We start from the raw sequence: 26,598 nt of genomic DNA on the forward strand, positions 1-26,598 counted from the left end.
ACTAACTCCTACGACAATGAGGTGGCGCTTATCCTTGCGCCCGACACCATTGGGCCGGATCGCTGGCGCGGCCCTGCTGGCGAATCGCGAAATACAGTGCTGGGGTGTCCTGGCCGCCGCTGGTGCCGACGGTGGCGATGGGGTCCCCGGCCTTGACGATGTCTCCGGCGTCCTTGAGCAGGCTCTGGTTGTGCCCGTACAGGGTCAGGTAACCGTTGCCATGGTCGAGAATGACCAGAAGCCCTGAACCGCGCAACCAGTCTGCGAACACCACGCGACCGCCATGCACGGCGCGTACCTGGCTGCCGGCGGTGGCGCCGATCAGCACGCCGTCCCACTTAGTCCGAGCGTCTTCGCCCCGTGGGGTTCCATATCTTGCAACCAGGCGGCCGTTGACGGGCCAGGGCAACTTGCCCTTGGCGTTGGCGAACGGGCCGCCGTAGGTAGCGCCGGAGCTGACCAACGGAGCGCTTTCGGCGCGCTTGCCGGTGGCTGCCGGGGTGCTGGGCTTCTCCCGCGCAGCGGCCAGTTCGCGCTGGCGCTGCGCCTCGGCTTCGCGGGCCTGGCGGGCCAGGGTCTGCTCGATGGTCCTGAGCACGCGGCCGAGTTCGGCCTGCTCCTGCTCCCGGGCCCTGAGGCGCTGATCGCGGGCGGCGTAATCCTTGTTCAGCTTGGCCAAGGCCTGCTGGCGCTCCTTGCGCACCTCGGCCAGCTGGGCGCTACGGCTGTCCAGCTCGCCTTTCTGCGCCTGCAGTTGCTGCTGGTGATGGCTGATGTCCTGCTCGACGTTGGCCAGTTGCCGCAGCGTCTCGTTGAAGGCCGTCAGCTGGGCCATGCGCGCTTCGGCGAGGTAATCGTAGTAGGTCAGGGTGCGGGAGAATTTTTCCGGGTTCTGCTGGTTAAGGAGTAGCTTGATGTACTCCTGACGCCCGCCCTGATAGGCCGCGCGGGCCTGGATGCCGATCAGCCGTTGCTGTTCAAGGCGCGCGCCCTGGAGTTTTTTTTTCTCCTGATCGAGGCGCTTGAGCTCTTCTTCGCTTTCCTGCAGCTCTTCGCGCAGGCCCTTGACCTGGTTCTCCAGCTCGCCCATCTCGGTTTCGGTGGTCTTGAGCTGTTTCTGCACGCCGGACTTTTCCTGCTGCAGCTGCTCCAGCAGTTTCTTCAATTCGGCGACGTCGGCGCGTGCCGCATCCAGCTGCTTTTGCGTGTCGGCTTTCTGATCGGCGAAAGCCGGTGCCAGCAGGCTGGTCATGAGAATAAAGGTGAGGACACGGAGCATGGTGCAGGCGGTACCTGGCAGGGAACCGGCTTAGTATGCCCTTGGTTCCTGGTAAAAAAAACGTTCTGATCGCGAATGGCGACCCAAGGTGGCAGGCGGTCGACCGGTGGGGCAGCGCTGTTGCGCCGCCCCGTGCGCCCGGTCGGGTCGCGCCTGGGGCTCAGCCGAGCGTGACGATGCTGGTGCCGGTCATTTCCTCTGGAATCGGCAGGCCCATCAGGGTCAGCAGGGTGGGCGCCACGTCGGCCAGCACGCCGCCCTCGCGGATGCTCACCTGGCGCTTGCCGACATAGATGAAGGGGACCGGCTCGCAGGTGTGCGCGGTGTGCGCCTGGCCGGTGCATTCGTCCTGCATCTGCTCGACGTTGCCGTGGTCGGCGGTGATCAGCGCTTCGCCACCGACCTTGTCCAGCGCCTCGACGATGCGGCCCATGCAGGTGTCCAGGCATTCCACCGCCGCGACCGCCGCCTCGAACACGCCGGTGTGGCCGACCATGTCGCCGTTGGCGTAGTTGACCACGATCACATCGAAGCGCTGGTTCTCGATGGCGTCGACGATCCTGTCGGTCACCTCGGGGGCGTTCATCTGGGGCTGCAGGTCGTAGGTGGCGACGTTCGGCGAGGGGATCAGGATGCGCTCTTCACCCGGGAACGGCTCTTCACGGCCGCCGGAGAAGAAGAAGGTGACGTGGGCGTATTTCTCGGTCTCGGCGATGCGCAGCTGGGTCTTGCCGTTGTTGGCCAGGTACTCGCCGAACACGTTGACCAGCGGCTCGGGCTTGAAGGCGCTGGGCGTATCGATGCTCGCCGCATATTGGGTGAGCATGATGAAGCCGGCGGTCTGTGGCACACGGGCGCGCTCGAAAGCATCGAAGCCCGGCTCGACGAAGGCGCGGGTCAGTTCGCGGGCGCGGTCGGCGCGGAAGTTCATGAACACCACGGCGTCGCCATCCTCGACCCGAACCGGCTCGCCGATGCGGGTGGCTTTCACGAACTCGTCGCTCTCGTCGCGGGCATAGGCGGCTTGCAGGCCGGCCAGGGCGGTGTCGGCCTGGTACTGGCTCTGGCCGTCGGCGATCAGGTTGTAGGCCTGGGCCACGCGGTCCCAGCGGTTGTCACGGTCCATGGCGAAGTAACGGCCGATCAGCGAGGCGATGCGGCCCTTGCCGAGCCTGGCGAAGGTGGCGTCGAGCAGTTCGATGGAACTCTGGGCGCTTTTCGGCGCGGTGTCACGGCCGTCGAGAAAGGCGTGCAGGTAGATCTTCTCGGCACCGCGGCGCGCGGCCAGCTCGGCCATGGCCACCAGATGATCCTGGTGGCTGTGCACGCCGCCATCGGACAGCAGGCCGAGGATATGCACGGCCTTGCCGGCGCCCACCGCCTTGTCCACGGCGCTGGTGATGGCCGGGTTCTCGAAGAACTCGCCGTCGCGGATCGCCTTGGTCACCCGGGTGAAATCCTGATACACCACGCGGCCGGCGCCGAGGTTCATGTGGCCGACCTCGGAGTTGCCCATCTGCCCGTCCGGCAGGCCGACGTCCATGCCACTGCCGGAAATCAACCCGTGGGGCTGGGTGGCGCGCAGGCGGTCGTAGACCGGCGTGTTGGCGGCGAAAATGGCGTTGTGCTCGGGGGTATCGCTGTGGCCGAAGCCGTCGAGAATGACCAGAACCAGGGGTTTGGGCGCTGCGCTCATACGGGGCTCGCTCTGCTGGGGGACGCAATGAAGGCCGGCGACGGGCGCATGCTCGCCCGCGGCGGTCCGGAGGCGGTCGCCCGGGGAGACGACCTACTGAAATCGGTCTGACATTCTACGGCCCCGGAAAGATCCCGTCACCGCCGTGCGGCCTTTGGTGGACTCACCGGGCTGTGTATACTGGCCGGCATTTTACCGTCCCGGAACCGCGTGATGCTTGCCAACCTCATTGAATTCGCCACCAACCACTTCATCCTCAGCGGCCTGTTCGTCATCATTCTTGCGCTGCTGATCTTCACCGAGCTGAGCAAGGGCGGCAAAAGCCTGAGCAGCCGTGAGGTGACGGCGCTGATCAACCGCGACGAAGGCGTGGTGGTCGACATCCGCAGCAAGAAGGATTTCGACACCGGCCATATCGTCGGTGCCCTGAACATCCCCAACGACAAGCTGGCCTCGCGCCTGGCCGAACTCGAGAAGCACAAGGCCAAGACCATCATCGTCGTCGACGCCCTGGGCCAGCAGGCCGGCACCGCCGCCCGCGAGCTGCAGAAGGCCGGTTTCACCGCTGCGCGCCTGGGCGGCGGCATCGCTACCTGGCGTGGCGACAACCTGCCCGTGGTGAAGTGACATGGCCAAGGTCGTCATCTACTCCAGCGACTGGTGCCCCTACTGCATCCGCGCCAAGCAGCTGTTGAACAGCAAAAGCGTATCGTTCGACGAGATCCGCGTCGACGGCAAGCCGGACGTGCGCGCCGAGATGACCCGCAAGGCCGGCCGCACCTCGGTGCCGCAGATCTGGATCGGTGATACCCATGTGGGTGGCTGCGACGATCTGTTTGCCCTGGAGCGGGCCGGCAAGCTCGATGCGCTGCTCAGTGCCTGATCGATTTAGAACCTTCCTTTACGTCCATACAGCAGAAGGCTTTGCCCCATGACCGAACAAGCTAACGGCGCCGCCCAAGGCGAACAGACTCCCCAGTTCTCCCTGCAGCGCATCTACGTGCGTGACCTGTCCTTCGAAGCGCCGAAGAGCCCCGAGATCTTCCGCCAGGAGTGGACGCCGAGCGTCTCCATGGACCTCAACACCCGGCAGAAAGCCCTGGAAGGCGACTTCCACGAAGTGGTGCTGACTCTGTCGGTGACCGTGAAGAACGGTGAAGAAACCGCCTTCATCGCCGAAGTGCAGCAGGCCGGCATCTTCCTGATCAAGGGTCTGGACGCCGCCTCCATGAGCCACACCCTGGGCGCGTTCTGCCCGAACATCCTGTTCCCGTACGCCCGTGAAACCCTGGACAGCCTGGTGGTACGCGGCTCGTTCCCGGCGCTGATGCTGGCCCCGGTGAACTTCGACGCCCTGTACGCCCAGGAACTGCAGCGTCAGCAGGCCAACTGAGGCCGCTGTCGTCGCAAGAGAAAACGCCCTTCGGGGCGTTTTTTATTGGCTGGGTTTCGTAGCCTGCGGTTGAGCGTAGCGATACCCAGGGATGATGTTGCGGGTAACGCTCCATCGACACTGGGCTACCAAACGCCATCAGCCCATGGCGAAGCCCTGCTGGCGCCAGGCTTCGTAGACGGCCACGGCCACGGTGTTGGACAGGTTCAGGCTGCGGCAGCCTTCGCGCATCGGCAGGCGCACGCGTTGCGCCTCGGGCAGGGCATCGCGGATCTCGGCCGGCAGGCCGCGGCTCTCCGGGCCGAACAGAAAGGCATCGCCCGGCTGGTAGGCCACTTCATGGAAGGGCTGCGAGCCCTTGGTGGTGAAGGCGAACACCCGCGGCTGGCCGAGGCTCTCCAGGCATGCCTCCAGGCTGCCGTGGCGCTTGAGCGGCGCATACTCGTGGTAATCCAGCCCGGCGCGGCGCAGGCGCTTGTCGTCCAGTTCGAAGCCCAGCGGCTCGACCAGGTGCAGGTGGCAGCCGCTGTTGGCGCAAAGCCTGATAACGTTGCCGGTGTTGGGCGGAATTTCCGGTTGAAAAAGGATCACATGAAACATGCACGGCTCCAGGCCAGAAGACGGACGCCATTCTACGCCGGATAAGCCGCCAAGGCCGCGTCCCTGGGTGCGGGTGATCGGCTCGCTGGCGATCTTCGGCTTTCTGATCGGCCTGATGATCGGCCGGCTGTTTCACCCGGAGGCCATGCACCTCAAGGCCGTCGAGGTCCAGGAGGAGCAACTGCTGCTGTGGTTCAACGTCGAGCCGCAGGTGCAGGTCAGCGATGCCCATGGCACCTTCGCGCTGCGCTTCGAGGGGCTGGGCCGTGAGCGCCAGGGCCAGTTGCAGATCGCCGGGCGCGCCGCCAACTGGCGTGTGGTGCGCGAAGGGCGAGAGCTGGAGGTGCGCGTGGTGGCGGCTCGCCCGTTGCGCGCTGAAATGAATGCCGAGAAGGTCGAAGGCCGCTGGCGCCTGACGGTTCGTCTGGCGCCGCGCTAGGAAGAAAAGAGGGAGTTCCCGGCCTGCCTGTACCAGGGCTCCCGAAGAAAAGGGGGATGGTCTGATCTGCCTGTATCAGAGTCCCCGAAGAAAGAAGGGAGTTCCCGGCCTGCCTGTACCAGGGCTCCCAAAGAAAGAGGGGAATCCCCGGCCTGCCTGTACCAAGGTCCCCGAAACTGGGTTGTCAGTACCATTGCAGGGGGCGTGCCAGTTTTCTTTAATTCGCTGCAGGGCCCGTGGAATATGGGTTGCAGCGGTTGTGGCGAGATTTTTGACCCTTTGGCGTGCCGCCGCGCATGTTCCGCTCGGGTGCATGGCTGCACCTGTCGTGCGCTGATGGCGTGCATTCTTTGGGTTGCCGGAGGCATCAGAGCCGCCCGCAGAGCAAGTGTGGGAGCGGGCCATGCCCGCGAACGGCGGTGGCCTGGACGGCACTGGTCTTAATGAATCAACAGGTGACTGGTTCTATTGGTATCGGTGGCGACTATGCCGCGGGCAGGTACTAGGCGTCCCGCCCGCTCCCACAAAGCCCAGCCTCACATCACTCATGCTCAACGCGCGGTAGCCCGGGTCGAGCGCAGCGATACCCAGGTAGCTTCCCTCGGTTTCGCGTCGCTCAACCACAGGCTACGGGGCTGATGGCGGGCATTTGTCGTGTTGCGGGAAGATCCAGAACTGCCTGCGCACAGGTGTGGGAGCGCGCCATGCGCGCGAACGGCGGTGGTGGGGGCGGCACAAGTCTCGATTACTCGGCACGGTAGCTGGTTCCTGTTGGTGTCGGTGGTGACTATGTCGCGGGCATGAACCAGGCGTCCCCCGCCCGCTCCCACAACACCCACTTCTGCGGTGCCGCCACAGTAGTAATGCAAGTGGCTGTTGCTGCTTTCAGGAAACGATAAACCGGCCCCCATAAAAAACGCCGCGCCCCGATCGGGGCGCGGCGTTCCTGTTGTTGCAGCTACGGCTTAGTTGTCGTCGCTGTCGTCGTCTTCGCCGCCGCCAACATTCATGCCCAGCTCCTTGATCTTGCGGGTCAGGGTGTTGCGCCCCCAGCCGAGCAGCAGCGCGGCGTCGCGGCGGCGGCCGGCGGTGTGCTTGAGGGCGGTCTCGATCATGATCCGTTCGAAGGCCGGCACTGCGGTGTCGAGCAGGTTCGACTGGCCGCGGCCCAGGGCCAGGTCGGCCCACTGGCGCAGCGCCTGTTCCCAGTTGCTGACCGGTGCGTTGTCCTGGGGCTGGACCAGCAGTTCCGGCGGCAGGTCATCGACATGCACTTCGCGACCCGAGGCCATCACGGTGATCCACCGGCAGGTGTTCTCCAGTTGGCGCACGTTGCCGGGCCACGGCAGTTGCTGCAGGTAATCCTCGGTTTCGCTCTTGAGCAGCTTGGGCTCGACCGAAAGCTCCGTGGCCGCGCGGCTGAGGAAATGGCGGGCGAGGGTGGGAATGTCTTCGCGACGGTCCGACAGGCGCGGGATATGGATACGGATCACGTTGAGGCGATGAAACAGGTCTTCGCGAAACTTGCCGGCGGTCACCAGGCTTTCCAGGTTCTGGTGGGTGGCGGCGATGATGCGCACGTCGACCTTGACCGGCGTATGACCGCCGACCCGGTAGAACTCGCCATCGGCCAGCACGCGCAGCAGGCGGGTCTGGGTGTCGGCCGGCATGTCGCCGATCTCGTCGAGGAACAGGGTGCCGCCGTCGGCCTGCTCGAAGCGCCCGCGACGCTGGTTGGCCGCGCCGGTGAAGGCGCCTTTCTCGTGGCCGAACAGCTCGGATTCCATCAGGTCCTTGGGGATGGCCGCCATGTTCAGCGCGATGAACGGCGAGGCCGCCCGCGGGCTGTGGCGGTGCAGGGCGTGGGCGACCAGCTCTTTACCCGTACCCGATTCGCCGTTGATCAATACGGTGATATTGGAATGGCTGAGGCGGCCGATGGCGCGGAACACCTCCTGCATCGCCGGCGCTTCACCGATGATCTCCGGGGTGCGCGCCTGGGTGGCCGGCACGTGCAGGCCCTGCTGCTCCTTGGCGTGCTGGTTGGCACGCTTGACCAGCGACACCGCTTCGTCCACGTCGAAGGGCTTGGGCAGGTATTCGAAGGCGCCGCCCTGGTACGACGCCACGGCGCTGTCCAGATCGGAATGGGCGGTCATGATGATCACCGGCAGGCGCGGGTGCATTTCGCGGATGCTCGACAGCAGCTCCAGGCCGCTGGAGCCCGGCATGCGGATATCGGAAATGATCACGTCCGGCTGCTGACGGGCGAGGCGGCCCAGCACGCCATCGGCGCTGTCGAAACTCTGGGTGCTCATGCCTTCCTGTTGCAAGGCCTTTTCCAGGACCCAGCGGATGGAGCGGTCGTCGTCAACGATCCATACGGTTTCACTGCGGCTCATGTCGGAGTTGCTCCTTGTTCCAGCGGCAGAAAGATCGAGAACACGGTCTGCCCGGGATGGCTCTCGCATTCGATCAGGCCTTGATGCTGACTGATGATGTTCTGGGTGATCGCCAGGCCCAGGCCGGTGCCGTCGGCACGCCCGCTGACCATGGGATAGAAGATGGTTTCCTGCAGTTCCGGCGGGATGCCCGGGCCGTTGTCGATGATCTCGATCTTGGTCACCAGGCGGTGGCGGATGTAGCCGATGGTGAACTGACGCAGGGTGCGCGTGCGCAGGGTGATGCGGCCCGGACGCAGCTCGGGTTTGGCGGCCAGCGCCTGCATGGCGTTGCGCACGATGTTGAGCACGGCCTGGATCATCTGCTCGCGGTCGATGATCAGGTCGGGAATGCTCGGATCGTAGTCGCGCACCAGCACCACGCTGCCCTGGCTTTCCGCTTCCACCAGGCTGGCGACGCGCTCGAGCACCTCGTGCACGTTGGTGATCGCCAGGGACGGCAGCTTGTTGGAGCCGAGCATGCGGTCGACCAGGTTACGCAGGCGGTCGGACTCCTCGATAATCACGTTGGTGTAATCCTTGAGGCTCTCTTCCGGCAGTTCGCGGGCCAGCAACTGGGCGGCGCCACGAATGCCGCCCAGGGGGTTCTTGATCTCGTGGGCCAGGCCGCGCACCAGCAGCTTGGTGGTTTCCTGCTTGGACAGCTGGGCCTCTTCCTTGGTGATGCGCAGCAGCCGGTCGCGCGGGTGCACCTCGAGCAGCAACATGGTTTCGCCGCGGCTGAGCACCGGTGTCACCGCGTAGTCCACGGTCAGGCTCTGGCCGGTCTGGGTGGTCAGCACCGCCTCACGCTTGTTGAACGGATGCGCCTCGGCCACCGCCTGGCGCAGGGCACCGAGGGCTTCGCGGGTTTCGGTGAACAGTTCGCTGATGAACTGGCCATGGCTGCGCTGGCCGCTGACCGCCAGGAGCATTTCGGCAGCGGGGTTCATGTATTCCAGGCGCAGGTCGGCGTTGAGCAACAGGGTCGCCGTGGTCAGGTTGTCGAGCAGCAGGCGATGCAGGGCGTCGTTGATGATCATCGCACTGCGCCCATTGGTGTGCAGGGTGCCTGGGGTACGGCAGGGCCGTTGTCTGGCAACGTGGCGCAGCGCGGCAAGTCTCGTTGCGGGTTTGGGCCAGCCAAAAGTCGTTCCTCGTGCGGTGGGGCAGAACGGCCGGCGAGCAGGAACTTGGTCCGGATCGCGGCGGTGACGGAGAAAATGCAAGAAGCAAACCAAAGCCCCGCAAAGAAGCGCAGGCGGTGATAAAACCCCGGAATCGGCTTCCTTTCGGCGCAACGGCCTTGGCGAGCGTGTGCCAATTTGGGACGAGTATAGAAATCGGTGCGTCGATGCGCACCTTAATGGTGCAAGTGAGTGGCGGACGAATCGAGGCCGGGCAGACCTGGAGCCTGCTCACAATCTTTTAGCGGCATTGAAGAGGCTCCCCAAGGCATAGGCGGACATTGAGCTTCAGGCCGCGAGCCTCAAGCTGCAAGAAGAAGCTAGAGCACTGCGGACTGCTTTTAACTTGTGCTTGGGGCTTGCAGCTTGCGGCTGCTCCCGCCACGTTGCAGGGAAAGCGCAGACGTCGAGCCGAAAGATCATGAACAGGCTCTTAAAGGAAGGGCAGGATGCTGATGATGCCCTCGTCTTCTTCCTTGGGTTTGTCTTCGATCGGGCACTCGGGGCGTACGCCGTAATCGTCCTTCTCGCACGGGCGTACCTTGCGCTTCTGGGCCAGGGACACGCGCTTCATGTGGAAGGGCTGGCTGGGCGTGCGCTCGACGATGATGCCGCCTTCGGTAATGATCTCCACGGCGATCTGGTGGGTGCCGCGGTCGATGTTCTCCAGGGGAAACACCGGGCTGCGCCCGACGCTGCCGTAGGGCTGGCCGTCGAGCAGCAGGCGGTAGCTGTGGCCGGGGTGCAGGGCCGGCTCGGCATTGACGGTGACGATCAGGTTGCCGGCATTGTCGTTGATGGTCGCGTCGGGCTGCGGGATGGTGATGCGCAGCAGCTCGTAGCTGAGGATCGGCCCGCTGGAAGTGGCGGGCGCTGGCGGTGACAGGCGGCGGGTCTGTGGCGGCTCGATGCGATTGGAGGGCGCCATCTGCACCTGGGTGGCATTGCCGTCGCGGGGGCTGTCGGTGAATACCCGGTTACCCTCGGCGTCCACATAGGTGTAGACCTGGGCAACGCTTGGCAGGGCGATCAGCAGCAGGGCGAAGAGCAGCGTGCGCATGGTACTCAGTTACCCCGGGCCGGGCTGTTGGTGCTGACCCGCTGCACCGTGAAGGTGCGCGTCTCGCTCTGCTGGACAATGCGCTCGCCCTGCATCACGGCAACCGCCAGGCTGTGCTCGCCGCGGTCCACTTCGCTCAGTTGCAGGCGCGGCACGTTGCTCGGCTGCCCGTAGGGCTTGCCGTCGAGCAGCAGGCGCAGGGTATGCCCGGGGCCCAGGCGCGGCTCGATGGTCACGCCCACGGAAAAGGTGCCGTTGTTGGCGCGCAGCGCTTCCTCGCTGGGCAGGTCGCGCAGTTCGAGAATCTGGTAGGGATTGCTCGGCAGTTCGCTCAGGCGCGGTTCACTCGTGCTGGTGGTGGGCGGCGTCGGCTGGCTGCTGGTGTTGATCGGCTTGAGCTCGACGCTTTCGGCCTGGGTGCCTTCCGGCGGCTGGTTGGTGAACACCGTGTTGCCGTTGGCGTCGGTGTATTTGTAGATCTGCGCGCTGACCGGCAGGGCCAGGATCAGCAGCAGGCAAGCGAGCGTGCGGCGCATCGGGCCGGTCTCCGCAGTAAATGATGTCGATAGCCTTGCATCGCTTCGCCGTGCTGGCAAGCGCGCCGCGTCAGGGATTTGCACTGGCTCCGAAAAATAGCCGGCATAAAAATGGTTCTTCGTACGGTTTGCGGAAAGTGTGGGTTGGCACCGGACTGGCAATTAAGTGTTCGCTGTCGATGACTTGGCACTCTCCGTTATCCCGCCGCCTGGCCTGGTAGGTTTCGCCCCTTACGGGCGAGTCACTTTCTCTTGCTTGCCCAAGAGAAAGTAACCAAAGAGAAGGGCACCCCACCATCCGGCCCCGGCTGCGCCGGGGTTCCCTCGCTCCATCACCACTCCAGGGGCACGCTGCGAAGGGCCATCCCTGGCCCATCGCAGCTCTCGCGACATCCATGTCGCTCATGGCTACCCGCCCGGCCCCTTACGTGGCGATTCCACTCGGCCTCCTGAAGGGGACTTGGGCGTCGTCTGTGAGATCGCAGCTCAAGAGCAAAAGCAGACGCTGCCGAACTTGAGTTTGTGGAAATCTTGCAAGCTCGCGCTCCGGTCCCGTCAGGAGGCCGAGTGGAGGTGTCGTGTAGGGGAGCGAGCCGCATGGATGCGGCGAGAGGCTTAATGGGCCAGGGATGGCCCATGTAAGCCGGCCCCCGGAGCGGCGCCGGAATGAGGGAAGTTTCGCGCAGCGAAACCCGGATGTCGGGGTGCCCTTCTTTGGCACACCTTTCTTGGGCAAGCAAGAAAGGTGTGGCGCCCGTAAGGGGCGCAACACATAGGTTCCGTAAACGCGGTAATGGATAGTGCTAAATCAGCAGTGATACGCACACAAAATTGCCAGTCCGGTGTCAACCAGGCACTCCCCCCTAAAATGCAAAGAACCTAAAAAGTCGCCGGAAGCCATTTTTGATGTCGCTTGCGACGGCCCGCAGGGTGGTCGCCAGGAATGGCAGGCCATAAAAAAACCTCCCCGGCAGAACCGGGGAGGTTTTCGTTACGCTGGCAAGCAGCGTGGCCTGCTTAGACGCTGTAGTACAGGTCGTATTCCAGCGGGTGTACGAAGGTGCGTACCTTGATTTCTTCTTCCGATTTCAGCTCGATGTAGGCATCGATGAAGTCGTCGGAGAACACGCCGCCCTTGGTCAGGAACGCGCGGCCCTTGTCCAGCTCTTCCAGGGCTTCTTTCAGGCTGCCGCATACCTGCGGGATCAGCTTGCCTTCTTCCGGCGGCAGGTCGTACAGGTTCTTGTCGGCCGCGTCGCCAGGGTGGATCTTGTTCTGGATGCCGTCGATACCGGCCATCAGCAGTGCTGCGAAGGCCAGGTAGGGGTTGGCAGCCGGATCCGGGAAGCGCGCTTCGATACGGCGAGCTTTCGGGCTCGACACGTACGGGATGCGGATCGATGCGGAACGGTTGCGAGCCGAGTAGGCCAGCATGACCGGGGCTTCGAAGCCCGGTACCAGGCGCTTGTAGGAGTTGGTCGATGGGTTGGTGAAGCCGTTCAGGGCCTTGCCGTGCTTGATGATGCCACCGATGAAGTACAGGGCGGTCTCGGACAGACCGGCATAGCCTTCGCCTGCGAAGGTGTTCTTGCCGTCCTTGGAGATCGACATGTGTACGTGCATGCCCGAACCGTTGTCGCCGTACAGGGGCTTGGGCATGAAGGTGGCGGTCTTGCCGTAGGCGTCGGCCACGTTGTGCACGCAGTACTTGAGGGTCTGAACTTCGTCAGCCTTGGCGACCAGGGTGTTGAACTTCACGCCGATTTCGTTCTGACCGGCAGTGGCCACTTCGTGGTGGTGAACTTCGACGACCAGGCCCATCTCTTCCATGGCATTACACATGGCAGTACGGATTTCGTGGTCGTGGTCGCACGGCGGAACCGGGAAGTAGCCACCTTTGACGGCTGGACGGTGGCCCTTGTTGCCGCCTTCCACGTCCTGATCGGTCATCCAGGAACCTTGCTCGGAATAGATCTTGAACATGGAGCCGGAGATGTCGGACTTGAACTTCACTTCGTCGAAGATGAAGAACTCGGGCTCCGGGCCCACGAATACGGTGTCACCCAGGCCGGTGCCCTTGAGGAACTCTTCGGCACGCTTGGCGATGGAGCGCGGGTCGCGGTCGTAGCCTTGCATGGTGCTCGGCTCGATGATGTCGCAGACCAGGATCAGGGTCGGCTCTTCGGTGAACGGATCCAGCACGGCGGTTTCGTCGACCGGCATCAGGATCATGTCGGAGGCTTCGATGCCTTTCCAGCCATGGATGGAGGAGCCGTCGAACATCTTGCCGTGCTCGAAGAAGTCTTCGTCCAGGGCGTCACGGGCCGGCATGGTCACGTGGTGCTGCTTACCTTTGGTATCGGTGAAGCGCAGGTCTACCCACTTCACGTCGTGTTCTTTGATCAGTTGAACAGCCTTAGACATGTTGTCCTCCAGGTGGATAGGGTCTTCGTTGACCCTTCTTTGAGTTCGTGACGCCGGGCCAGATAGTCTGCCAGGACACCCTGCCTCACAAGGGAGCAATATGCATGCCAGTGCCCCGTGATGGACGCGTGCCCTGAAAATCAGCGCTGTAGCGGGTATTGATGGCACAAAACGAATCGTCACAGCCCTTTATTGGTGCGATTTAATAGGCTTGTGTTCAATATTGGTGCAGTGGCAGATTGTTTGCGGATTTTTGATCAAAGGTTGAGCAATTTCCTTTATAATCCGCGCCCCTGTTTTTCAGGCTCTGGCCCCCAACATTTGCTCCCATGAAACTGATCGTCAAAGTCTTCCCGGAAATCACCATCAAGAGCCCGCCGGTTCGCAAGAACTTCATCCGGCAGTTGGCCAAGAACATCCGCGTGGTGTTGCGTGATCTCGACCCGCAGCTGCAGGTCACCGGTGTCTGGGACAATCTGGAAGTGAAGACCGAGGTGGCCGAGCCCAAGGTCTTGCAGGAAATCATCGAGCGCCTGAGCTGCGTGCCGGGCATCGTTCACTTCCTGCAGATCGACGAATACCCGCTCGGCGACTTCGACGATATCGTCGCCAAGTGCAAGCTGCATTATGGCGAACTGCTGAACGGCAAGATCTTCTCGGTGCGTTGCAAGCGCGGCGGCCGCCACGCCTTCTCCTCCATCGACGTGGAACGCTACGTCGGCAGCCAGCTGCGCCAGCAGTGCGGCGCCGCCGGTATCGACCTGAAGAAGCCCCAGGTCGAGGTGCGCATCGAGATCCGCGACCAGCGCCTGTACGTCATTCATCACCAGCATCCCGGCCTGGGCGGTTACCCCCTGGGCTCGCTGGAGCAGACCCTGGTACTGATGAGCGGTGGTTTCGACTCCACCGTGGCGGCCTACCAGATCATGCGCCGCGGCCTGATGAGCCACTTCTGCTTCTTCAACCTCGGCGGCCGTGCCCACGAGCTGGGGGTGATGGAAGTCGCCCACTACCTGTGGAAGAAGTACGGCAGCAGCCAGCGCGTGCTGTTCATCAGCGTGCCGTTCGAAGAAGTGCTCGGCGAGATTCTCGGCAAGGTCGACAACAGCTACATGGGCGTGACCCTCAAGCGCATGATGCTGCGCGCCGCCAGCCGCCTGGCCGAGCGCCTGCAGATCGACGCCCTGGTGACCGGCGAGGCGATCAGCCAGGTGTCCAGCCAGACCCTGCCGAACCTCTCGGTGATCGACTCGGTCACCGACAAGCTGGTGCTGCGCCCGCTGATCACCAGCCACAAGCAGGACATCATCGATACCGCGGAGCAGATCGGCACCGCCGAGTTCGCCCGCCACATGCCCGAATACTGCGGCGTGATCTCGGTGAACCCGACCACCAAGGCCAAGCCCCACCGCGTCGTCCATGAAGAAGAACAGTTCGACATGGCGATTCTCGAGCGCGCCCTCGAGCGCGCGCGCCTGATCGCCATCGACCGGGTGATCGAGGAGCTGGGTCAGGACGTGCAGGTCGAGGAAGTCGCCCAGGCCTTGCCGGGCCAGGTGGTGATCGACATTCGCCACCCCGACCAGGCCGAAGACGAGCCGCTGGAGATCGAGGGTGTGGAAGTCCAGGCGCTGCCGTTCTACGCCATCAACAACCGTTTCAAGGAGCTGGACGAGAACCGCCAGTACCTCCTTTATTGCGACAGGGGCGTGATGAGCCGCCTGCATGCCCATCACCTGCTGAGCGAGGGGCATGCCAATGTGCGCGTTTATCGTCCGGCATAAGACGCCCGGGCTCAATGGCGGCAGTATCCGCCATCGCCCTCCCGACCCGATTGGCGGCGAGTTTGCCGCCACACAGCGTTAACAGACTGCCTTTACCCTTAATCCCGATTTTTCGCGTTGGGCCCTGAAGCAACTGCCGGGTAGCCCGACCCAACCTACGAGACCACTACTGTGATCGAGAATCTACGCAACATCGCCATCATCGCCCACGTTGACCATGGCAAGACCACCCTGGTCGACGCCCTGCTGCGTCAGTCCGGCACCCTGGAGCGCAGCGAGCTCAACGACGAGCGCGTGATGGACAGCAACGACCAGGAAAAAGAGCGCGGCATCACCATTCTGGCCAAGAACACCGCCATCAAGTGGAACGACTACCGCATCAACATCGTCGACACCCCCGGCCACGCCGACTTCGGCGGTGAAGTCGAGCGCGTGATGTCGATGGTCGACTCCGTGCTGCTGGTCGTCGACGCCCAGGACGGCCCGATGCCGCAAACCCGCTTCGTGACCAAGAAGGCCTTCGAAGCCGGCCTGCGTCCGATCGTGGTGATCAACAAGATCGACCGTCCGGGCGCGCGCCCTGACTGGGTCATGGACCAGATCTTCGACCTGTTCGACAACCTCGGTGCCACCGAAGAGCAGCTGGACTTCCAGGTGGTCTACGCCAGCGCCCTGAACGGCATCGCCGGTCTGGACCACACCGACATGGCCGAAGACCTGACCCCGCTGTACCAGGCCATCGTCGACCACGTCCCGGCGCCGAACGTCGACGTCGACGGCCCGTTCCAGATGCAGATCTCGGCACTGGACTACAACAGCTTCCTGGGCATCATCGGCGTTGGCCGTATCGCCCGTGGCCGCGTCAAGCCGAACACCCCGGTCACCGCCATCGATACCGAAGGCAAGAAGCGTAACGGCCGTATCCTCAAGCTGATGGGCCACCACGGCCTGCACCGCGTGGACGTCGAAGAAGCCACCGCCGGCGACATCGTCTGCGTCAGCGGCATGGACGAGCTGTTCATCTCCGACACCCTGTGCGACCAGAACAACGTCGAGGCCATGAAGCCGCTGACCGTCGACGAGCCGACCGTTTCCATGACCTTCCAGGTCAACGATTCGCCGTTCTGCGGCAAGGAAGGCAAGTTCGTCACCAGCCGCAACATCAAGGAGCGCCTGGACAAGGAGCTGCTGTACAACGTGGCCCTGCGTGTCGAAGAAGGCGACTCGGCCGACAAGTTCAAGGTCTCCGGCCGTGGTGAGCTGCACCTGTCGGTACTGATCGAGAACATGCGCCGCGAAGGCTTCGAAATGGGCGTTGGTCGTCCGGAAGTGATCATCCGTGAAGTGGGCGGCGTGAAACACGAGCCGTACGAGAACGTCACCATCGACATCCCGGAAGAATCCCAGGGCAAGGTCATGGAAGAAATGGGTCTGCGTAAAGGCGACCTGAGCAACATGGTGCCGGACGGCAAGGGTCGCGTACGCCTGGAATACAACATCCCGGCTCGCGGTCTGATCGGCTTCCGTAACGCCTTCCTGACCCTGACCAACGGCGCAGGCATCCTGACCTCGATCTTCGACCGTTACGACGTGATGAAGTCGGGCCACATGAGCGGCCGCCAGAACGGCGTACTGGTGTCGATCGACACCGGCAAGGCGCTGACCTACTCCCTGGAAACCCTGCAGGCGCGCGGCAAGCTGTTCGTCGAGCACGGGCAGGAAGTCTACAACGGTCAGATCATCGGCCTGAACAGCCGTGACAACGACCTGGGCGTCAACCCAACCAAAGGCAAGAAGCTCGACAACATGCGTGCTTCGGGTAAGGACGAAACCATCGCCCTGGTGCCGCCGGTTCGCTTCACCCTGGAGCAGGCCCTGGAATTCATCCAGGACGATGAATTGTGCGAAGTGACTCCAAAGTCCATTCGCCTGCGTAAAAAGATTTTGGACGAAGGCGAGCGCACCCGCGCTGCCAAGAAAGCCAAGAACTGATCCGGTTCTAGCTGACTAGAAAGCCCCCGTCGGTTCACGCCTGCGGGGGCTTTTTTGTGGGCGTTGCCGATGGGGGCAGCGTCGCCACTATCGAGCATCTTTTGCCGGTTGCCAGAAACCATCCGCTTTTGCGTTGTCTGTGCCGATGCGTAGGCGAGCCGCCGGGTTCGGCTTGATGTTCACCTGCCACATTTGTGATCGACTGCATCATCCAAGCGGTGCGCGCAGCCCCTATAGGGCACCTCTAAAAACTATCTGCGTTGTCACCGCGGCGTTAAAAACAGGCTCAAAATGCTCATTTACAACACGTAAACTCCGCTTTTTCGCCTGTTTTTGCCTTGCGCTGACTGCCTCGCCAACGTTTTTAGAGGTGCCCTATAATTCGCGCTCTGCCAGGCCCGTGCCCGGCATGGATGATCTTCTCTTCAAGGATTCGAGCGCATGCAGTGGATTTTCATGCTGATCGGGCTGGTACTCGGTGCCCTGGTGCTGGGCGCCGTGAGTGGCGAGGCGATGGCCGGCGCGCTTCTGGGCGCCGTCGTGGGGCTGGCGGTAGGGCAGGCGATCGCGCTGCGGGCGCTGAGGCTTCAGCACGAGGCGCTGCGCAAGTCGCTGGCAGGACTGATCGAGCGCTTCAACCAGGGCACGGGCGATCTGCATGAGCGCCTGCTGCGCCTGGAAACGGGCGCGCAGCCGCAAACCGATGTCGCGGCCGAGCCCCATGAAGAGCCACCTGCGCAGGCTGTTGTCGAGCAAGCCGTTGCGGCGCCGGTCGAACTAGCCGCGCAGCCTGAGTGGGAACTCGAATGGGTATTGCCCGCCGCCTCGCCTGGCGAGCCACCGGTGCAGGCGAGCCCGGAGCCCGTCCTCGAGCAGCCTGACGTACCGCCTGTCTCGGCGGCTGCGCGGGTCACCGAGCCGACAGCGCCCGGGCTTCTCGAGCGCGGCATCACCGCTGCCCGGGCCTGGCTGCTGGGCGGTAATACCGTGCTACGCGTGGGCCTGGTGCTGCTCTTTCTGGGCCTGGCGTTCCTGCTGCGCTATGCCTCCGAACGGGTGGTGGTCGCCATCGAGTTGCGCTACGCCGGGGTGGCGCTGGCGGCGATTGCACTGCTGGCGCTGGGCTGGTGGCTGCGTCGGCGGCGCCCGGCCTATGCCTTGCTGATGCAGGGCGGTGGTATCGCCGTGTTGTACCTGACGGTGTTCGCGGCCATGCGCCTGCATCCCTTGCTCACGCCGCAAGTCGCGATGGTGCTGCTGGTGGTGGTGACGCTCTGTTCCGCCGTGCTGGCCATCCTGCAGGACGCCCGCGGCCTCGCTGCGGCAGCAGCGCTTGGCGGCTTCGCGGCGCCGATCCTGGCCTCCAGCGGTGGCGGCAGCCATGTTGCGCTGTTCAGCTATTTCGCCCTGCTCAATGCCGGGATCTTCGCCATCGCCTGGTTCAAGGCCTGGCGCGAACTCAACCTGATCGGTTTCGTCGGCACCTTTGGTATCGGTCTGGCCTGGGGCCTGCGCTCCTACACTCCGGAACTGTGGCTCAGCACCCAGGCTTTCCTGCTGCTGTTCTTCCTGATGTACGTGGCCATCGGCCTGCTGTTCGCCCGTCGCCGCCTGCTTGAGGCGTCGAGCGAACCGGAAAACGATTCCCGCCAGGCCCTGCTCAAGTGGTCGGCGCGCCAGGCAGGTTACGTGGATGGCAGCGTACTGTTCGGTACGCCTCTGGTGGGCTTCGGGCTGCAGTACGCGGTGGTTCAGCACCTGCCCTTCGGCCCTGCGTTCAGCGCGTTGGCCATGGGCCTGCTGTACATGGCGCTGGCCCGGGTGCTGGTTAACCGTGCGCCGGGACGTGCCGTGCTGCTGATGGAAACCTGCCTGGCGCTGGGCGTGATCTTCGCCACCCTGGCCATTCCGCTGGGGCTGGACGCCCGCTGGACCTCCGCTGCCTGGGCGGTCGAAGGCGCTGGCTTGTACTGGCTGGCGCTGCGTCAGCAGCGTCTGTTCGCGCGGCTGTTCGCCCTGCTGCTGCAAGTGGCCGCCGCAGCGGCCTATTTGTGGGAGGTGCGCTTCGGTTACGACACCTTGCTCACGGGCTCGGCGCTTGGCGCGCTGATGCTGGCTGTGGCGCTGCTGTTCAGCTTCCTGCAGCTGCGCGGGGCGGGAGACGGCGTGGCAGATCGTGAGCGCAAGCTTCAGCCGGCCCTGGCCTATGGCGGCCTGGCCTTCCTCTACCTGCTGGCTCCGCTGTGCTTCGGGCCTTACGCCACGGCCGCCGCCTGGGCCGTGGCCGGCGCCGCGACGCTGTTCGCCGGGTTGTCGCTGGGCGCACGCAGCCTGCTGACTGGCGCTTTCGTGGTGCAGGTTCTGGGCGGTATGGTCTACCTGACCTTCAGCGACGGTCTCTATCAGGCGCTGGTCGACGAAACCCAGCGACCGCTCGCCCACCTGACGTTCTGGGCGCCGGTGCTGCTGGCGCTGGCGGGCCTGTTCTGCGCCTGGCGCCTGCACCTTGCCGGGCGCGTGAGCCGCGCCGATCTGCGGCCGATGGCAGTGCAGGAGCTGTCTCATATGGCGCTGTGCTGGTTTGCCGCCTGGTGGCTGCTGGCAGCGTTCAGCGAGATTACGCGTTTCGTGCCGGACCCGTTGCAAGCCCATGTGTTCCTGCTGGTCGCGGTCGCCAGCCTGGCCGTCACCAGCCTGTTCGCCCTGCACCAGCGCTGGCCGGCACTGGCGGTGCTCAGCCTGGCGCTGGTGCCGCTGGGCTTCGCCGCCGTGCTGTTCGCCTGGCACCTGGGCTATCACCCGCTGGCAGACCTTGGCTGGCTGGCCTGGCCAGCGCTGTTCAGCGTGCATTTGCTCATGCTGCGGCGCGTTGCGGGGCTGGCGCCCGAGGTGCTGGTGCGCATCAGCCATGTGCTCGGCTGCTGGCTGCTATTGGGCGTGGTGGCGCTGGAGTTGCGCTTCCTGTTCGCTGCCCTGGCCGACCACTACAACGCCTGGCGCTGGATGGGCTGGGTGCTGGTGCCGTGCGCCTTCCTGATGCTGATGAGCGTGCGCCGGGCGCTGCCCTGGCCGATTGCGGCCTATCCCCGGGAGTACCGCAGCTATGCGGCGTTGCCAATCGCCGTTCTTCTGCTGGGATGGTTCTGGCTGGTCAATCTGCTCAGTGACGGCTCCGCCGAGCCGCTGCCGTATGTACCGCTGATCAACCCGCTGGAGCTGGGCATGCTGATCGTACTCTTCGCCGTACAGCGCTGGGCCCAGGACGGCCTGGCCGTGCTGGCGATCAGGCCGGAGCAACTGCGCCAGGCTGCCCAGGTAGTGATTGGCGCTTCGTCGTTCGCGCTGTTGACCATGATGGTCTGCCGTACCGCCGTCCATTGGGGGCAGGTGCCGTTCCAGGCCGATGCGCTGGCGGGATCGCAGCTGGTGCAGGCCGGCCTGTCCATCGTCTGGACGCTGATCGCCCTGGGCCTGACCATCACCGGCCATCTGCGCGTGCGGCGTGATCTGTGGATGGTCGGCGCGGCGCTGATCGGTGTGGTTGTCGTTAAGCTGTTCTTCGTCGATCTGGGCAACAGCGGCAGCCTGGAACGGATCATTTCCTTCATCGGCGTCGGCGTACTCCTGCTGGTGGTGGGCTATTTCGCGCCGCTGCCGCCACGCCGAGAAGCCAGGGCGCAGGTGGCGGCATGAGGCTGAATATCGCGTTGGCGCTGCTCATGCTGGGCACGCCTCTGGTTGCCGCGGCCGAGCTTTCGGAACGCCCCCAGGACTATGCCGTGACCGTGCCGCTGACCCTGAGCGGAGAGGGTCCCTGGTATCGGATGCAGTTGCCGATGGAGGCCCAGCTCGCCGCCCGGCACGCCGACTTTCGCGACCTGCGCCTGTTCAACGGCGAAGGCGAGCGGCTGGCCTACAGCCTGATTCCCGGTGCCGAGCGCTTTGCCGAGAGCCAGCAGCGTGCCGATCTGCGGCTGTTCCCACTGCATGGCCCGGCAGGGCACCGCGACGCCGTGCCGACCCTTCGTGTGCAGCGTGGCGATGATGGCTCGATCATCGAACTCGCCGAGCCGGCCGCCACTACCGAGGTGTTGCGCGGCTGGTTGCTGGACGCCAGCGCCACCGACTTTTCGCTGCAGCGCCTGTACCTGGAGTGGCAGGCCGAGAGCGAAGGCTTCCAGCGCTTCAGCATCGAGGCCAGTGACGACCTGGATCATTGGCGGCCAGTGGGCGAGAGGCAGGTCGCCCGGCTGAGCTTCAACGGCGAGCGCATCGACAAGCGCGAAGTGGAGCTGCCGACTATCCGGGCGCGCTACCTGCGCCTGCTGTGGCTGGCGCCGGAGCAGGCCGCCAACCTCAGCGCTGCCAGCGTCAGCGGCACGCGCAGTACGGCCGAACCGGCTGCGCTGATCTGGTCGGCTGCGCTGAAGGGGCAGGCGGATGAGCAGGGCGTCATCTGGACCCTGCCGCTGGCCTTGCCACTGGAGCGCGTACGCATCGACATCGAGCAGGCCAACAGCCTGGCTCCGGTGGTGCTGCAGGGGCGGCGCGACAGCAAGGCGCCATGGGTGCCGCTGGCGAACTCGGTGCTCTACCGACTGCCTGGTAATGGTCACGAGCTGGTGCAGGATCAGCTCGAGCTGCCGCCCTTGCCGGTCAGCCAGTTGCGCTTGCAGGTCGACAGCCGTGGCGGCGGTCTGGGGTCGAGCGAGCCGCGGATGCACCTCGCCATGCGCGCCACCGAGCTGCTGTTCCTGGTGCGCGGCAGTCCGCCCTATCAGTTGGCCCTTGGCCGGGAGGATGCCCAGGCGGGGAGCCTGCCCGTGACCACCCTGGTGCCCGGCTTCGATGCGCAGCGCCTGGCGGGTATGGACCAGGCTGTCATCGATGGTCAGATTGCGCAGGCCGAGATAACGCCCGCTGCTAGAACGGCGGAGCCCGGCTTCGACTGGAAGCGCGCCGGTTTGTGGACGGTGCTGCTGGTCGGTGTCGGCGTGCTGGTGCTGATGGCGCTCAGCGTGCTGCGTGCGTCCCGCGGACGCTCATGAGCGCAAGCGCAGCCGCGGCTAACGCTGCGGCGGGCCGTCAGGCCGCTTCGGCAGGCGCGTCCAGCACCAGCTCCTGGATCGCCTCGCCGACCTGCTCGAACAGCTTGCCGGCTTCGGCATCCTCATCGAGGGCTTCGGCGCAGGCGAGGATCACCAGGGCGTCGTCACCTTGCGGGTTGGCGATGCCCATATGGCAGGCGCGGTGCTGCTGGGTGCCGGTCTTCTGGACGAAGGGCAGCTGTTCACTCAGGCCGGCCTCCAGGCGATAGGCCTCGTAGCCGCCCAGGCCCATGATGTCGTAGAGCCGCTCGGTGCTCGCGTCGGACAGCAGCTCGCCTTTGGCCAGTTTGCCGAACAGCTGGCCGTAGGCGACCAGTGTCGCGCTGTTCACGCCGGTTTCGTAGTAGCGCCGGTAGGCTTCGTCGAGGTCGCGGGTCTCGAGCTGATCGGCTTTCATGTCCAGGGCATTGGCCACTGCTTCGACGCGCTTCGGGCCGAGCGGCGCGGCGGCGATTTCGACGATCTGGCGATTCTCCAGTGAGCGGGCGTCGGGGTGCAGTTGCCCGTACAGCTCGCGGCGCACGTCGAGCAGGCGGGTCACCTTGCCGAAGTCGCCGCCGGCGGCTGCCGCGATGCGCTCGTTAATGCGCTCTAGGCCGGCTGCGCGAATCAGCATGTCGGCGGCGGTGTTGTCGCTCTCCTGCAGCATCTCGCGCAGCAGTTCGCCGACGCTGTAACGGGCGCCGGCGTCTTCCCACACCAGGCCGCCGGAGCCGTCGACCCGGTCGCCTTCCTCCAGGGTGATCGGCTGGTCGAGCTGCAGCTTGCCGTCGTCGACCTCCTGCAGCACGGCGATGGCGATCGCCGCCTTGGTGGCCGAGGCCAGGTACCAGCTGCGATCGGCCTGGTGGTTCAGCTCGCTGCCGTCGGCAGGGCGCAGCAGATAGACGCCCAGCCTGCCGGGGGAGGCCTCGTCCAGTTCGCGCAACCGCTCGGCCAGCGCCTCGAAACCTGCGTCGCGCTGGGGCGTCGCCCATAGCCAGAGCGACAGTGCCGCGCAGCCGAGCAGGGCGAGGCCTGCGAACAGGGTTTTCATGGGCAATCCCTCAGTTGAGTGCATCACGGGTGAGTACGCCGGAAGCCGTCAGTGCTTCGCCCACCTGGCGCAAGGCGCGTTCGGCCTTGGCCAACGACGGTTCGCCTTCCACGCAGGCGACGATCAGCACCGGCTCGGCAGTGCCGCGCTCGGGCGTCTGGATCAGCCCCGAGTCGCAGATGCGTGCGCGTTGGGTGCCGGTCTTGTGGGCGAGGCGGGCGTCTTCCGGCAGTCCGGCGATCAGGCGCTGGGTGCCGGTCTTGACCCGGCCCATCACCTCGAGCAGGTAGGCGGTCTGCTCGTTGCCCAGCGCCTGGCCGGTGGCCAGCCGTTCGAGCAACTCGCCATAGGCCGAGAGCGTGGCGGCGTTGAGATTGCTGCGGTAATAGGCGGCGTAGGCCTCGCCTAGGCTGATCGGTGCCAGCGCCGAGCGCGGTACGCCGAGCAGGCTGGCCAGCCGATCCAGGCGCGCGTCATCCTGGCGCGCCTGGCGCAGGCGCAGCAGGTCGCGGCCGCCCAGCTGTGTGGCGGCCGGGTGCAGTTCGGCATAGATATGCCGGCGCACGTCGCCCAGGGTGGTGATCGGCTCGAAGCCCTCGGGCACCAGTTCGCGAACCAGGCCATTCAAGGCATCCAGGCCGACCAGGCGAATCAGCCGGTCGGTGGCGGTGTTGTCGCTGTAGATGATCATCTGCTCGAGCAGGAAGCGCACGCTCAGGCGCTCGCCGGGGCCGTACTGGTTGGTGCTGCCGGCGCCGTCGACGAAGTCGTTGGCGACAAGGGCCAGGCGCGTGTCGAGCCCCCAGTCGCCCCGTTCGACACCGCGCAGCACGGCGATGGCCACCGGTACCTTGATGCCGGAGGCCATGTACCACAGGCGCTCGGCCTGCAGGGTCACCGCCAGGTTGCTGTGCAGGTCCTTGACGTACACGCCGAGCTCGCCGTTCTGCTTGGCGGCTATCGCCTGCAGACGTTCGAGCAGCGGCTCCTGCCAGTCAGGCCGCCTGGTGTCGGCCGTGGCGGTGCCTGCCAGCATTGCGCCGAGGGCGACGAGCAGGAAGCTGGCGAACAGTTGGGAGCGCATGTGAATCCTCCGGGTGGCGGTACGGGCCGGTGTGGAGGATTCGAGGCATCAGTCAAGCGAGGTGTTCAGGCAGGCGGGTAACCAGACGTTGCAGCCTTATTTGGGTCGCCAGGCGCAATAGCCGGGACGCGGGCCGATCCTGGGGTGGTTGCGGCAGGTATCCGGGCGGCGCTCATAGATGGTGCACAGCCGGGTCTTGCGGTCCAGGTAATAGCAGTCGTTGTTGCTCATGCGCGTCAGGGTGAAGATCCCGGACTTCTGGTTGAAGCGCTCGACCAGCCCGTCTTTCTGCAGGCGCTTGGCAATGTTGCGCGGCGGCTCGCCGCGCTCGAACTCGTCGACCACGCCGATGCGGATAAGGTCATTGAGGCGCACCTCGACCGGCAACTGACAGCAGCTGGAAATGCAGCTATGGCACATGTCGGCGGTATAGCGCGCCCAGGTATCGAGGCGGTCTATTTCCGCGGCGGCGATCAGGTTGCTTTTCATCTCGGAGGGTTTTCGCGTGGTTGGCGGCGCGCGATCATAGCGATGTTGCGAAAATTGTGAACAGCTATCCGCCGGCTGGCTTTCTTTGCGCCCACCGCTACGGTAACCACGAGGCAATAAAAACCTGCTGAAAATGTGATGAATTGCAGTATTGTAGCGGCGAAAATTCTTGCCCTACCTGTCTGCACCCCTCAGTGGCTCGCGGCGCGGGTTGACTCTAGGCTGCCAGGTGCCCGGTCCTGGCCTCTTTCCTGAGCCTGTTGCAATGGATGCGTCCGCCTTGCTTGCCTCCCTCTCGCGTTGCGCTGCATCGCGTCTGGCCCTTTCTCGCCGCCAGGCGGGCAGGGTGGCAGCATGAATTCGTGCCTGGTCAATGCCTGGCGTCTGGATTTTGCCGTACTGCTGACCGTAGTGGTCTGCGTGGGCGGCGTGCTGCTGGCCCGCTGGGTGATCAACCAGCGCGATTTCCCGGGGCGCGACACCTTCATCCTTATGCAGCTGGCGAGCATGTGGTGGATGGCCATGGCCGGCCTGGAGGTCGCCTCCGTGGCACCCGCCTGCAAGATGCTCTGGGCCACCATGTCGTGGCCGGGCATCATCAGCGTGCCGACCTTCTGGGCGGTGTTTCTCTGGCAGTACGTGAGCAGCGTGCGCAAGCCGCTGAGCCGCCGTTCGATGCTGGGCATGATCCTCGTGCCGCTGCTGATCTGGCTGATGGTGCTGAGCAACCCCTGGCACGGGCTGTTCTATGGCGCCGCCACCGGGCCGGTGTCCGACGAGCCGGGGGCGCCTATCCATTACGACCACGGCCCGTTGTTCTACGCCACGGCGGTGTACGTCTACCTGTTCATGAGCTTCAGCCTGGGCGTGGTGCTGCGCGCCGCCTTGATCAGCCATGGCGTGCACCGGCGCCATTACCTGGCGTTCGTGCTGGTCACCGCGGTGCCCTGGTCGGCCAACATCGCCTACGTCGGTTTCGGTTTCGTGGTGTTCGGCGTCGACCCGACGCCGTTCAGTTTCGTCTTTACCCTGGCAGCCTTTTCCTGGCTGATCCTCGGGGTGCGGTTGTTCGACATGGTGCCGGTCGCCCGCCACCTGCTACTCGAGGCGCTGCCCGATCCGGTGATGGTGATCGATACCCAGTGGCGGGTGATCGAGGCCAACCAGGCAGCCCTCAAGCTCGGCGGGCTCGAGCGTGACTGGCAGGGGCGCAGGCTGCAGGACTGGCCGGGCTTCGGCAGCGACCTGCAGGCGCAGCTGGTCGAGCAGGGTGAGCTGCGCGAGCCGCTGCTGATCCAGAGCGAGGCGGATCACTACTTCGAAGTACGCATGCGGCCCATCGAGCGCTTGACCCGCCACGGCATTCTGGTGCTGGGCCAACTGCTCTACCTGCGCGACGTCACCCAGCGGCAGCGCGCCAAGCTCAAGCTCGCCGAGGCGCTGGCGCTGAGCGAGGAGCGCCTGCGCACCATCAGCAGCCTGCACGAGCAGCTGCGCGAACAGGCCCTCTGCGACCCCTTGACCGGACTCTACAACCGCCGCTACCTGGACGAACTGTTCGGCCGCGAGCTGGCTCGGGCCCGGCGCGAGAGAACGCCGCTGGCCCTGGCGCTGATCGACCTCGACCACTTCAAGCGGCTCAACGACGAGTACGGGCACCTGGATGGCGACGACGTGCTCAGGAACGTGGCCCAGTATCTGCTGGTGAACTTGCGCAGTTCCGATACGGTCTTTCGTATCGGCGGCGAAGAGTTCCTGCTCATTCTCCCCGGTGCCGATGCCCGTGAAGCGACCAAACGCCTCGAGGCCATCTGCCAGGGACTGGCGCAAAAACCCATCGAAACCCGCAGTGGCCTGCGCCACGTGACCCTCTCGGCCGGCCTGGCGTTGTGGCCCGAGCAGGGCAAGGCGCTCGACGAGCTGTTGCAGGCTGCCGATGCCGCCTTGTACGAAGCCAAACGTCGCGGACGTAACCGCGTGTGCAGCCTGCTGCCGCGCGTTGCCCCAAAGGCGGCTGAGGCACCCGTTCCTGGAAAGGGTTAAACTCCTT

General features: G+C 64.7%; 20 protein-coding genes. 9 read left to right on the forward strand and 11 right to left on the reverse strand.

Features of this window, described 5'->3' with window-relative positions; genetic code table 11:
* Positions 1-28: 28 nt before the first annotated feature.
* Complete coding sequence (locus SA190iCDA_RS05310; protein ID WP_070884562.1) at positions 29-1,279, reverse strand: murein hydrolase activator EnvC family protein; 1,251 nt, start codon at positions 1,277-1,279, stop codon at positions 29-31.
* A 160-nt stretch (positions 1,280-1,439) separates the two neighbouring features.
* The gene (gene gpmI, locus SA190iCDA_RS05315) at positions 1,440-2,975 is read right to left on the reverse strand and encodes a 2,3-bisphosphoglycerate-independent phosphoglycerate mutase (protein ID WP_070884561.1); all 1,536 of its coding nucleotides are present in this window, start codon (positions 2,973-2,975) and stop codon (positions 1,440-1,442) included.
* Between the two features lie 213 nt (positions 2,976-3,188).
* Here gpmI and SA190iCDA_RS05320 point away from each other — a divergent pair, with 213 nt between their 5' ends.
* From SA190iCDA_RS05320 to secB, 3 genes are read left to right on the forward strand one after another with little or no spacing between them, the layout of a single operon-like run.
* Positions 3,189-3,602, forward strand: a complete 414-nt coding sequence (locus SA190iCDA_RS05320) for a rhodanese-like domain-containing protein (RefSeq protein WP_070884560.1) — start codon at positions 3,189-3,191, stop codon at positions 3,600-3,602.
* A 1-nt stretch (position 3,603) separates the two neighbouring features.
* Positions 3,604-3,858: a glutaredoxin 3 gene (gene grxC / locus SA190iCDA_RS05325; protein ID WP_070884559.1), complete on the forward strand. Its 255-nt coding sequence runs from the start codon at positions 3,604-3,606 to the stop codon at positions 3,856-3,858.
* A 48-nt stretch (positions 3,859-3,906) separates the two neighbouring features.
* A complete protein-coding gene (gene secB / locus SA190iCDA_RS05330) occupies positions 3,907-4,368 on the forward strand; it encodes a protein-export chaperone SecB (protein WP_013792982.1) in 462 nt (153 codons plus the stop codon).
* 138 nt (positions 4,369-4,506) lie between these two features.
* On the opposite strand, the gene trmL is transcribed toward secB, so the two are convergent.
* Positions 4,507-4,968, reverse strand: a complete 462-nt coding sequence (gene trmL / locus SA190iCDA_RS05335; RefSeq protein WP_070884558.1) for a tRNA (uridine(34)/cytosine(34)/5-carboxymethylaminomethyluridine(34)-2'-O)-methyltransferase TrmL — start codon at positions 4,966-4,968, stop codon at positions 4,507-4,509.
* Here trmL and SA190iCDA_RS05340 point away from each other — a divergent pair.
* Positions 4,967-5,407, forward strand: coding sequence for a hypothetical protein (locus SA190iCDA_RS05340; RefSeq protein WP_070884557.1), 441 nt, complete (start codon positions 4,967-4,969; stop codon positions 5,405-5,407). The genes trmL and SA190iCDA_RS05340 overlap by 2 nt on opposite strands.
* A gap of 965 nt (positions 5,408-6,372) precedes the next feature.
* Here SA190iCDA_RS05340 and ntrC read toward each other — a convergent pair.
* The 5 genes from ntrC to glnA form a co-directional block, all read right to left on the reverse strand.
* Entirely contained in the window at positions 6,373-7,809 is a 1,437-nt protein-coding gene (gene ntrC, locus SA190iCDA_RS05345; protein ID WP_070884556.1) for a nitrogen regulation protein NR(I), read from the reverse strand.
* Positions 7,806-8,891: a nitrogen regulation protein NR(II) gene (glnL, locus tag SA190iCDA_RS05350; protein WP_070884555.1), complete on the reverse strand. Its 1,086-nt coding sequence runs from the start codon at positions 8,889-8,891 to the stop codon at positions 7,806-7,808. The genes ntrC and glnL overlap by 4 nt, the downstream gene beginning before the upstream one ends.
* Before the next feature lie 577 nt (positions 8,892-9,468).
* Positions 9,469-10,095, reverse strand: a complete 627-nt coding sequence (locus SA190iCDA_RS05355; protein WP_070884554.1) for a DUF4124 domain-containing protein — start codon at positions 10,093-10,095, stop codon at positions 9,469-9,471.
* Between the two features lie 5 nt (positions 10,096-10,100).
* On the reverse strand, positions 10,101-10,631 hold the full coding sequence (locus SA190iCDA_RS05360; protein ID WP_070884553.1) for a DUF4124 domain-containing protein: 531 nt from the start codon (positions 10,629-10,631) through the stop codon (positions 10,101-10,103).
* A gap of 1,017 nt (positions 10,632-11,648) precedes the next feature.
* Positions 11,649-13,055 (reverse strand): glutamate--ammonia ligase, encoded by a 1,407-nt coding sequence (gene glnA / locus SA190iCDA_RS05365; RefSeq protein WP_070884552.1) that lies wholly within the window; start codon positions 13,053-13,055, stop codon positions 11,649-11,651.
* Positions 13,056-13,384: 329 nt separating this feature from the next.
* Between glnA and thiI the strand changes: the two genes are divergently transcribed.
* The 4 genes from thiI (at position 13,385) to SA190iCDA_RS05385 (ending at position 21,879) form a co-directional block, all read left to right on the forward strand.
* On the forward strand, positions 13,385-14,839 hold the full coding sequence (thiI, locus tag SA190iCDA_RS05370) for a tRNA uracil 4-sulfurtransferase ThiI (RefSeq protein ID WP_070884551.1): 1,455 nt from the start codon (positions 13,385-13,387) through the stop codon (positions 14,837-14,839).
* Positions 14,840-15,010: 171 nt separating this feature from the next.
* Positions 15,011-16,831: a translational GTPase TypA gene (gene typA / locus SA190iCDA_RS05375; RefSeq protein ID WP_070884550.1), complete on the forward strand. Its 1,821-nt coding sequence runs from the start codon at positions 15,011-15,013 to the stop codon at positions 16,829-16,831.
* Positions 16,832-17,272: 441 nt separating this feature from the next.
* Positions 17,273-20,524: a DUF2339 domain-containing protein gene (locus tag SA190iCDA_RS05380; protein ID WP_070884549.1), complete on the forward strand. Its 3,252-nt coding sequence runs from the start codon at positions 17,273-17,275 to the stop codon at positions 20,522-20,524.
* The gene (locus SA190iCDA_RS05385; protein WP_070884548.1) at positions 20,521-21,879 is read left to right on the forward strand and encodes a DUF3999 domain-containing protein; all 1,359 of its coding nucleotides are present in this window, start codon (positions 20,521-20,523) and stop codon (positions 21,877-21,879) included. Before SA190iCDA_RS05380 ends, SA190iCDA_RS05385 begins: the two co-directional genes overlap by 4 nt.
* 37 nt (positions 21,880-21,916) lie before the next feature.
* Here the strand turns inward: SA190iCDA_RS05385 and SA190iCDA_RS05390 are convergent, their stop codons facing one another.
* The 3 genes from SA190iCDA_RS05390 to SA190iCDA_RS05400 form a co-directional block, all read right to left on the reverse strand.
* Complete coding sequence (locus SA190iCDA_RS05390; protein WP_083329724.1) at positions 21,917-22,975, reverse strand: serine hydrolase; 1,059 nt, start codon at positions 22,973-22,975, stop codon at positions 21,917-21,919.
* Between the two features lie 10 nt (positions 22,976-22,985).
* On the reverse strand, positions 22,986-24,059 hold the full coding sequence (locus SA190iCDA_RS05395) for a serine hydrolase (protein WP_070884547.1): 1,074 nt from the start codon (positions 24,057-24,059) through the stop codon (positions 22,986-22,988).
* 96 nt (positions 24,060-24,155) lie between these two features.
* Positions 24,156-24,548 (reverse strand): YkgJ family cysteine cluster protein, encoded by a 393-nt coding sequence (locus SA190iCDA_RS05400; RefSeq protein ID WP_070884546.1) that lies wholly within the window; start codon positions 24,546-24,548, stop codon positions 24,156-24,158.
* A 354-nt stretch (positions 24,549-24,902) separates the two neighbouring features.
* On the opposite strand from SA190iCDA_RS05400, the gene SA190iCDA_RS05405 reads away from it, so the two are divergent.
* Entirely contained in the window at positions 24,903-26,591 is a 1,689-nt protein-coding gene (locus tag SA190iCDA_RS05405; protein ID WP_070884545.1) for a histidine kinase N-terminal 7TM domain-containing protein, read from the forward strand.
* Positions 26,592-26,598 lie beyond the last annotated feature (7 nt).

This window comes from Pseudomonas argentinensis (assembly GCF_001839655.2).
Classification (GTDB): Bacteria; Pseudomonadota; Gammaproteobacteria; order Pseudomonadales; family Pseudomonadaceae; genus Aquipseudomonas; species Aquipseudomonas argentinensis_B.

Coding starts and splice junctions, on each gene's coding strand:
- SA190iCDA_RS05310 (WP_070884562.1), bottom strand. CDS start 1,279: ATGCTCCGTGTCCTCACCTTTATTCTCATGACCAGCCTGCTGGCACCG.
- gpmI (WP_070884561.1), bottom strand. CDS start 2,975: ATGAGCGCAGCGCCCAAACCCCTGGTTCTGGTCATTCTCGACGGCTTC.
- SA190iCDA_RS05320 (WP_070884560.1), top strand. CDS start 3,189: ATGCTTGCCAACCTCATTGAATTCGCCACCAACCACTTCATCCTCAGC.
- grxC (WP_070884559.1), top strand. CDS start 3,604: ATGGCCAAGGTCGTCATCTACTCCAGCGACTGGTGCCCCTACTGCATC.
- secB (WP_013792982.1), top strand. CDS start 3,907: ATGACCGAACAAGCTAACGGCGCCGCCCAAGGCGAACAGACTCCCCAG.
- SA190iCDA_RS05340 (WP_070884557.1), top strand. CDS start 4,967: ATGCACGGCTCCAGGCCAGAAGACGGACGCCATTCTACGCCGGATAAG.
- trmL (WP_070884558.1), bottom strand. CDS start 4,968: ATGTTTCATGTGATCCTTTTTCAACCGGAAATTCCGCCCAACACCGGC.
- ntrC (WP_070884556.1), bottom strand. CDS start 7,809: ATGAGCCGCAGTGAAACCGTATGGATCGTTGACGACGACCGCTCCATC.
- glnL (WP_070884555.1), bottom strand. CDS start 8,891: ATGATCATCAACGACGCCCTGCATCGCCTGCTGCTCGACAACCTGACC.
- SA190iCDA_RS05355 (WP_070884554.1), bottom strand. CDS start 10,095: ATGCGCACGCTGCTCTTCGCCCTGCTGCTGATCGCCCTGCCAAGCGTT.
- SA190iCDA_RS05360 (WP_070884553.1), bottom strand. CDS start 10,631: ATGCGCCGCACGCTCGCTTGCCTGCTGCTGATCCTGGCCCTGCCGGTC.
- glnA (WP_070884552.1), bottom strand. CDS start 13,055: ATGTCTAAGGCTGTTCAACTGATCAAAGAACACGACGTGAAGTGGGTA.
- thiI (WP_070884551.1), top strand. CDS start 13,385: ATGAAACTGATCGTCAAAGTCTTCCCGGAAATCACCATCAAGAGCCCG.
- SA190iCDA_RS05380 (WP_070884549.1), top strand. CDS start 17,273: ATGCAGTGGATTTTCATGCTGATCGGGCTGGTACTCGGTGCCCTGGTG.
- SA190iCDA_RS05385 (WP_070884548.1), top strand. CDS start 20,521: ATGAGGCTGAATATCGCGTTGGCGCTGCTCATGCTGGGCACGCCTCTG.
- SA190iCDA_RS05390 (WP_083329724.1), bottom strand. CDS start 22,975: ATGAAAACCCTGTTCGCAGGCCTCGCCCTGCTCGGCTGCGCGGCACTG.
- SA190iCDA_RS05395 (WP_070884547.1), bottom strand. CDS start 24,059: ATGCGCTCCCAACTGTTCGCCAGCTTCCTGCTCGTCGCCCTCGGCGCA.
- SA190iCDA_RS05400 (WP_070884546.1), bottom strand. CDS start 24,548: ATGAAAAGCAACCTGATCGCCGCCGCGGAAATAGACCGCCTCGATACC.
- SA190iCDA_RS05405 (WP_070884545.1), top strand. CDS start 24,903: ATGAATTCGTGCCTGGTCAATGCCTGGCGTCTGGATTTTGCCGTACTG.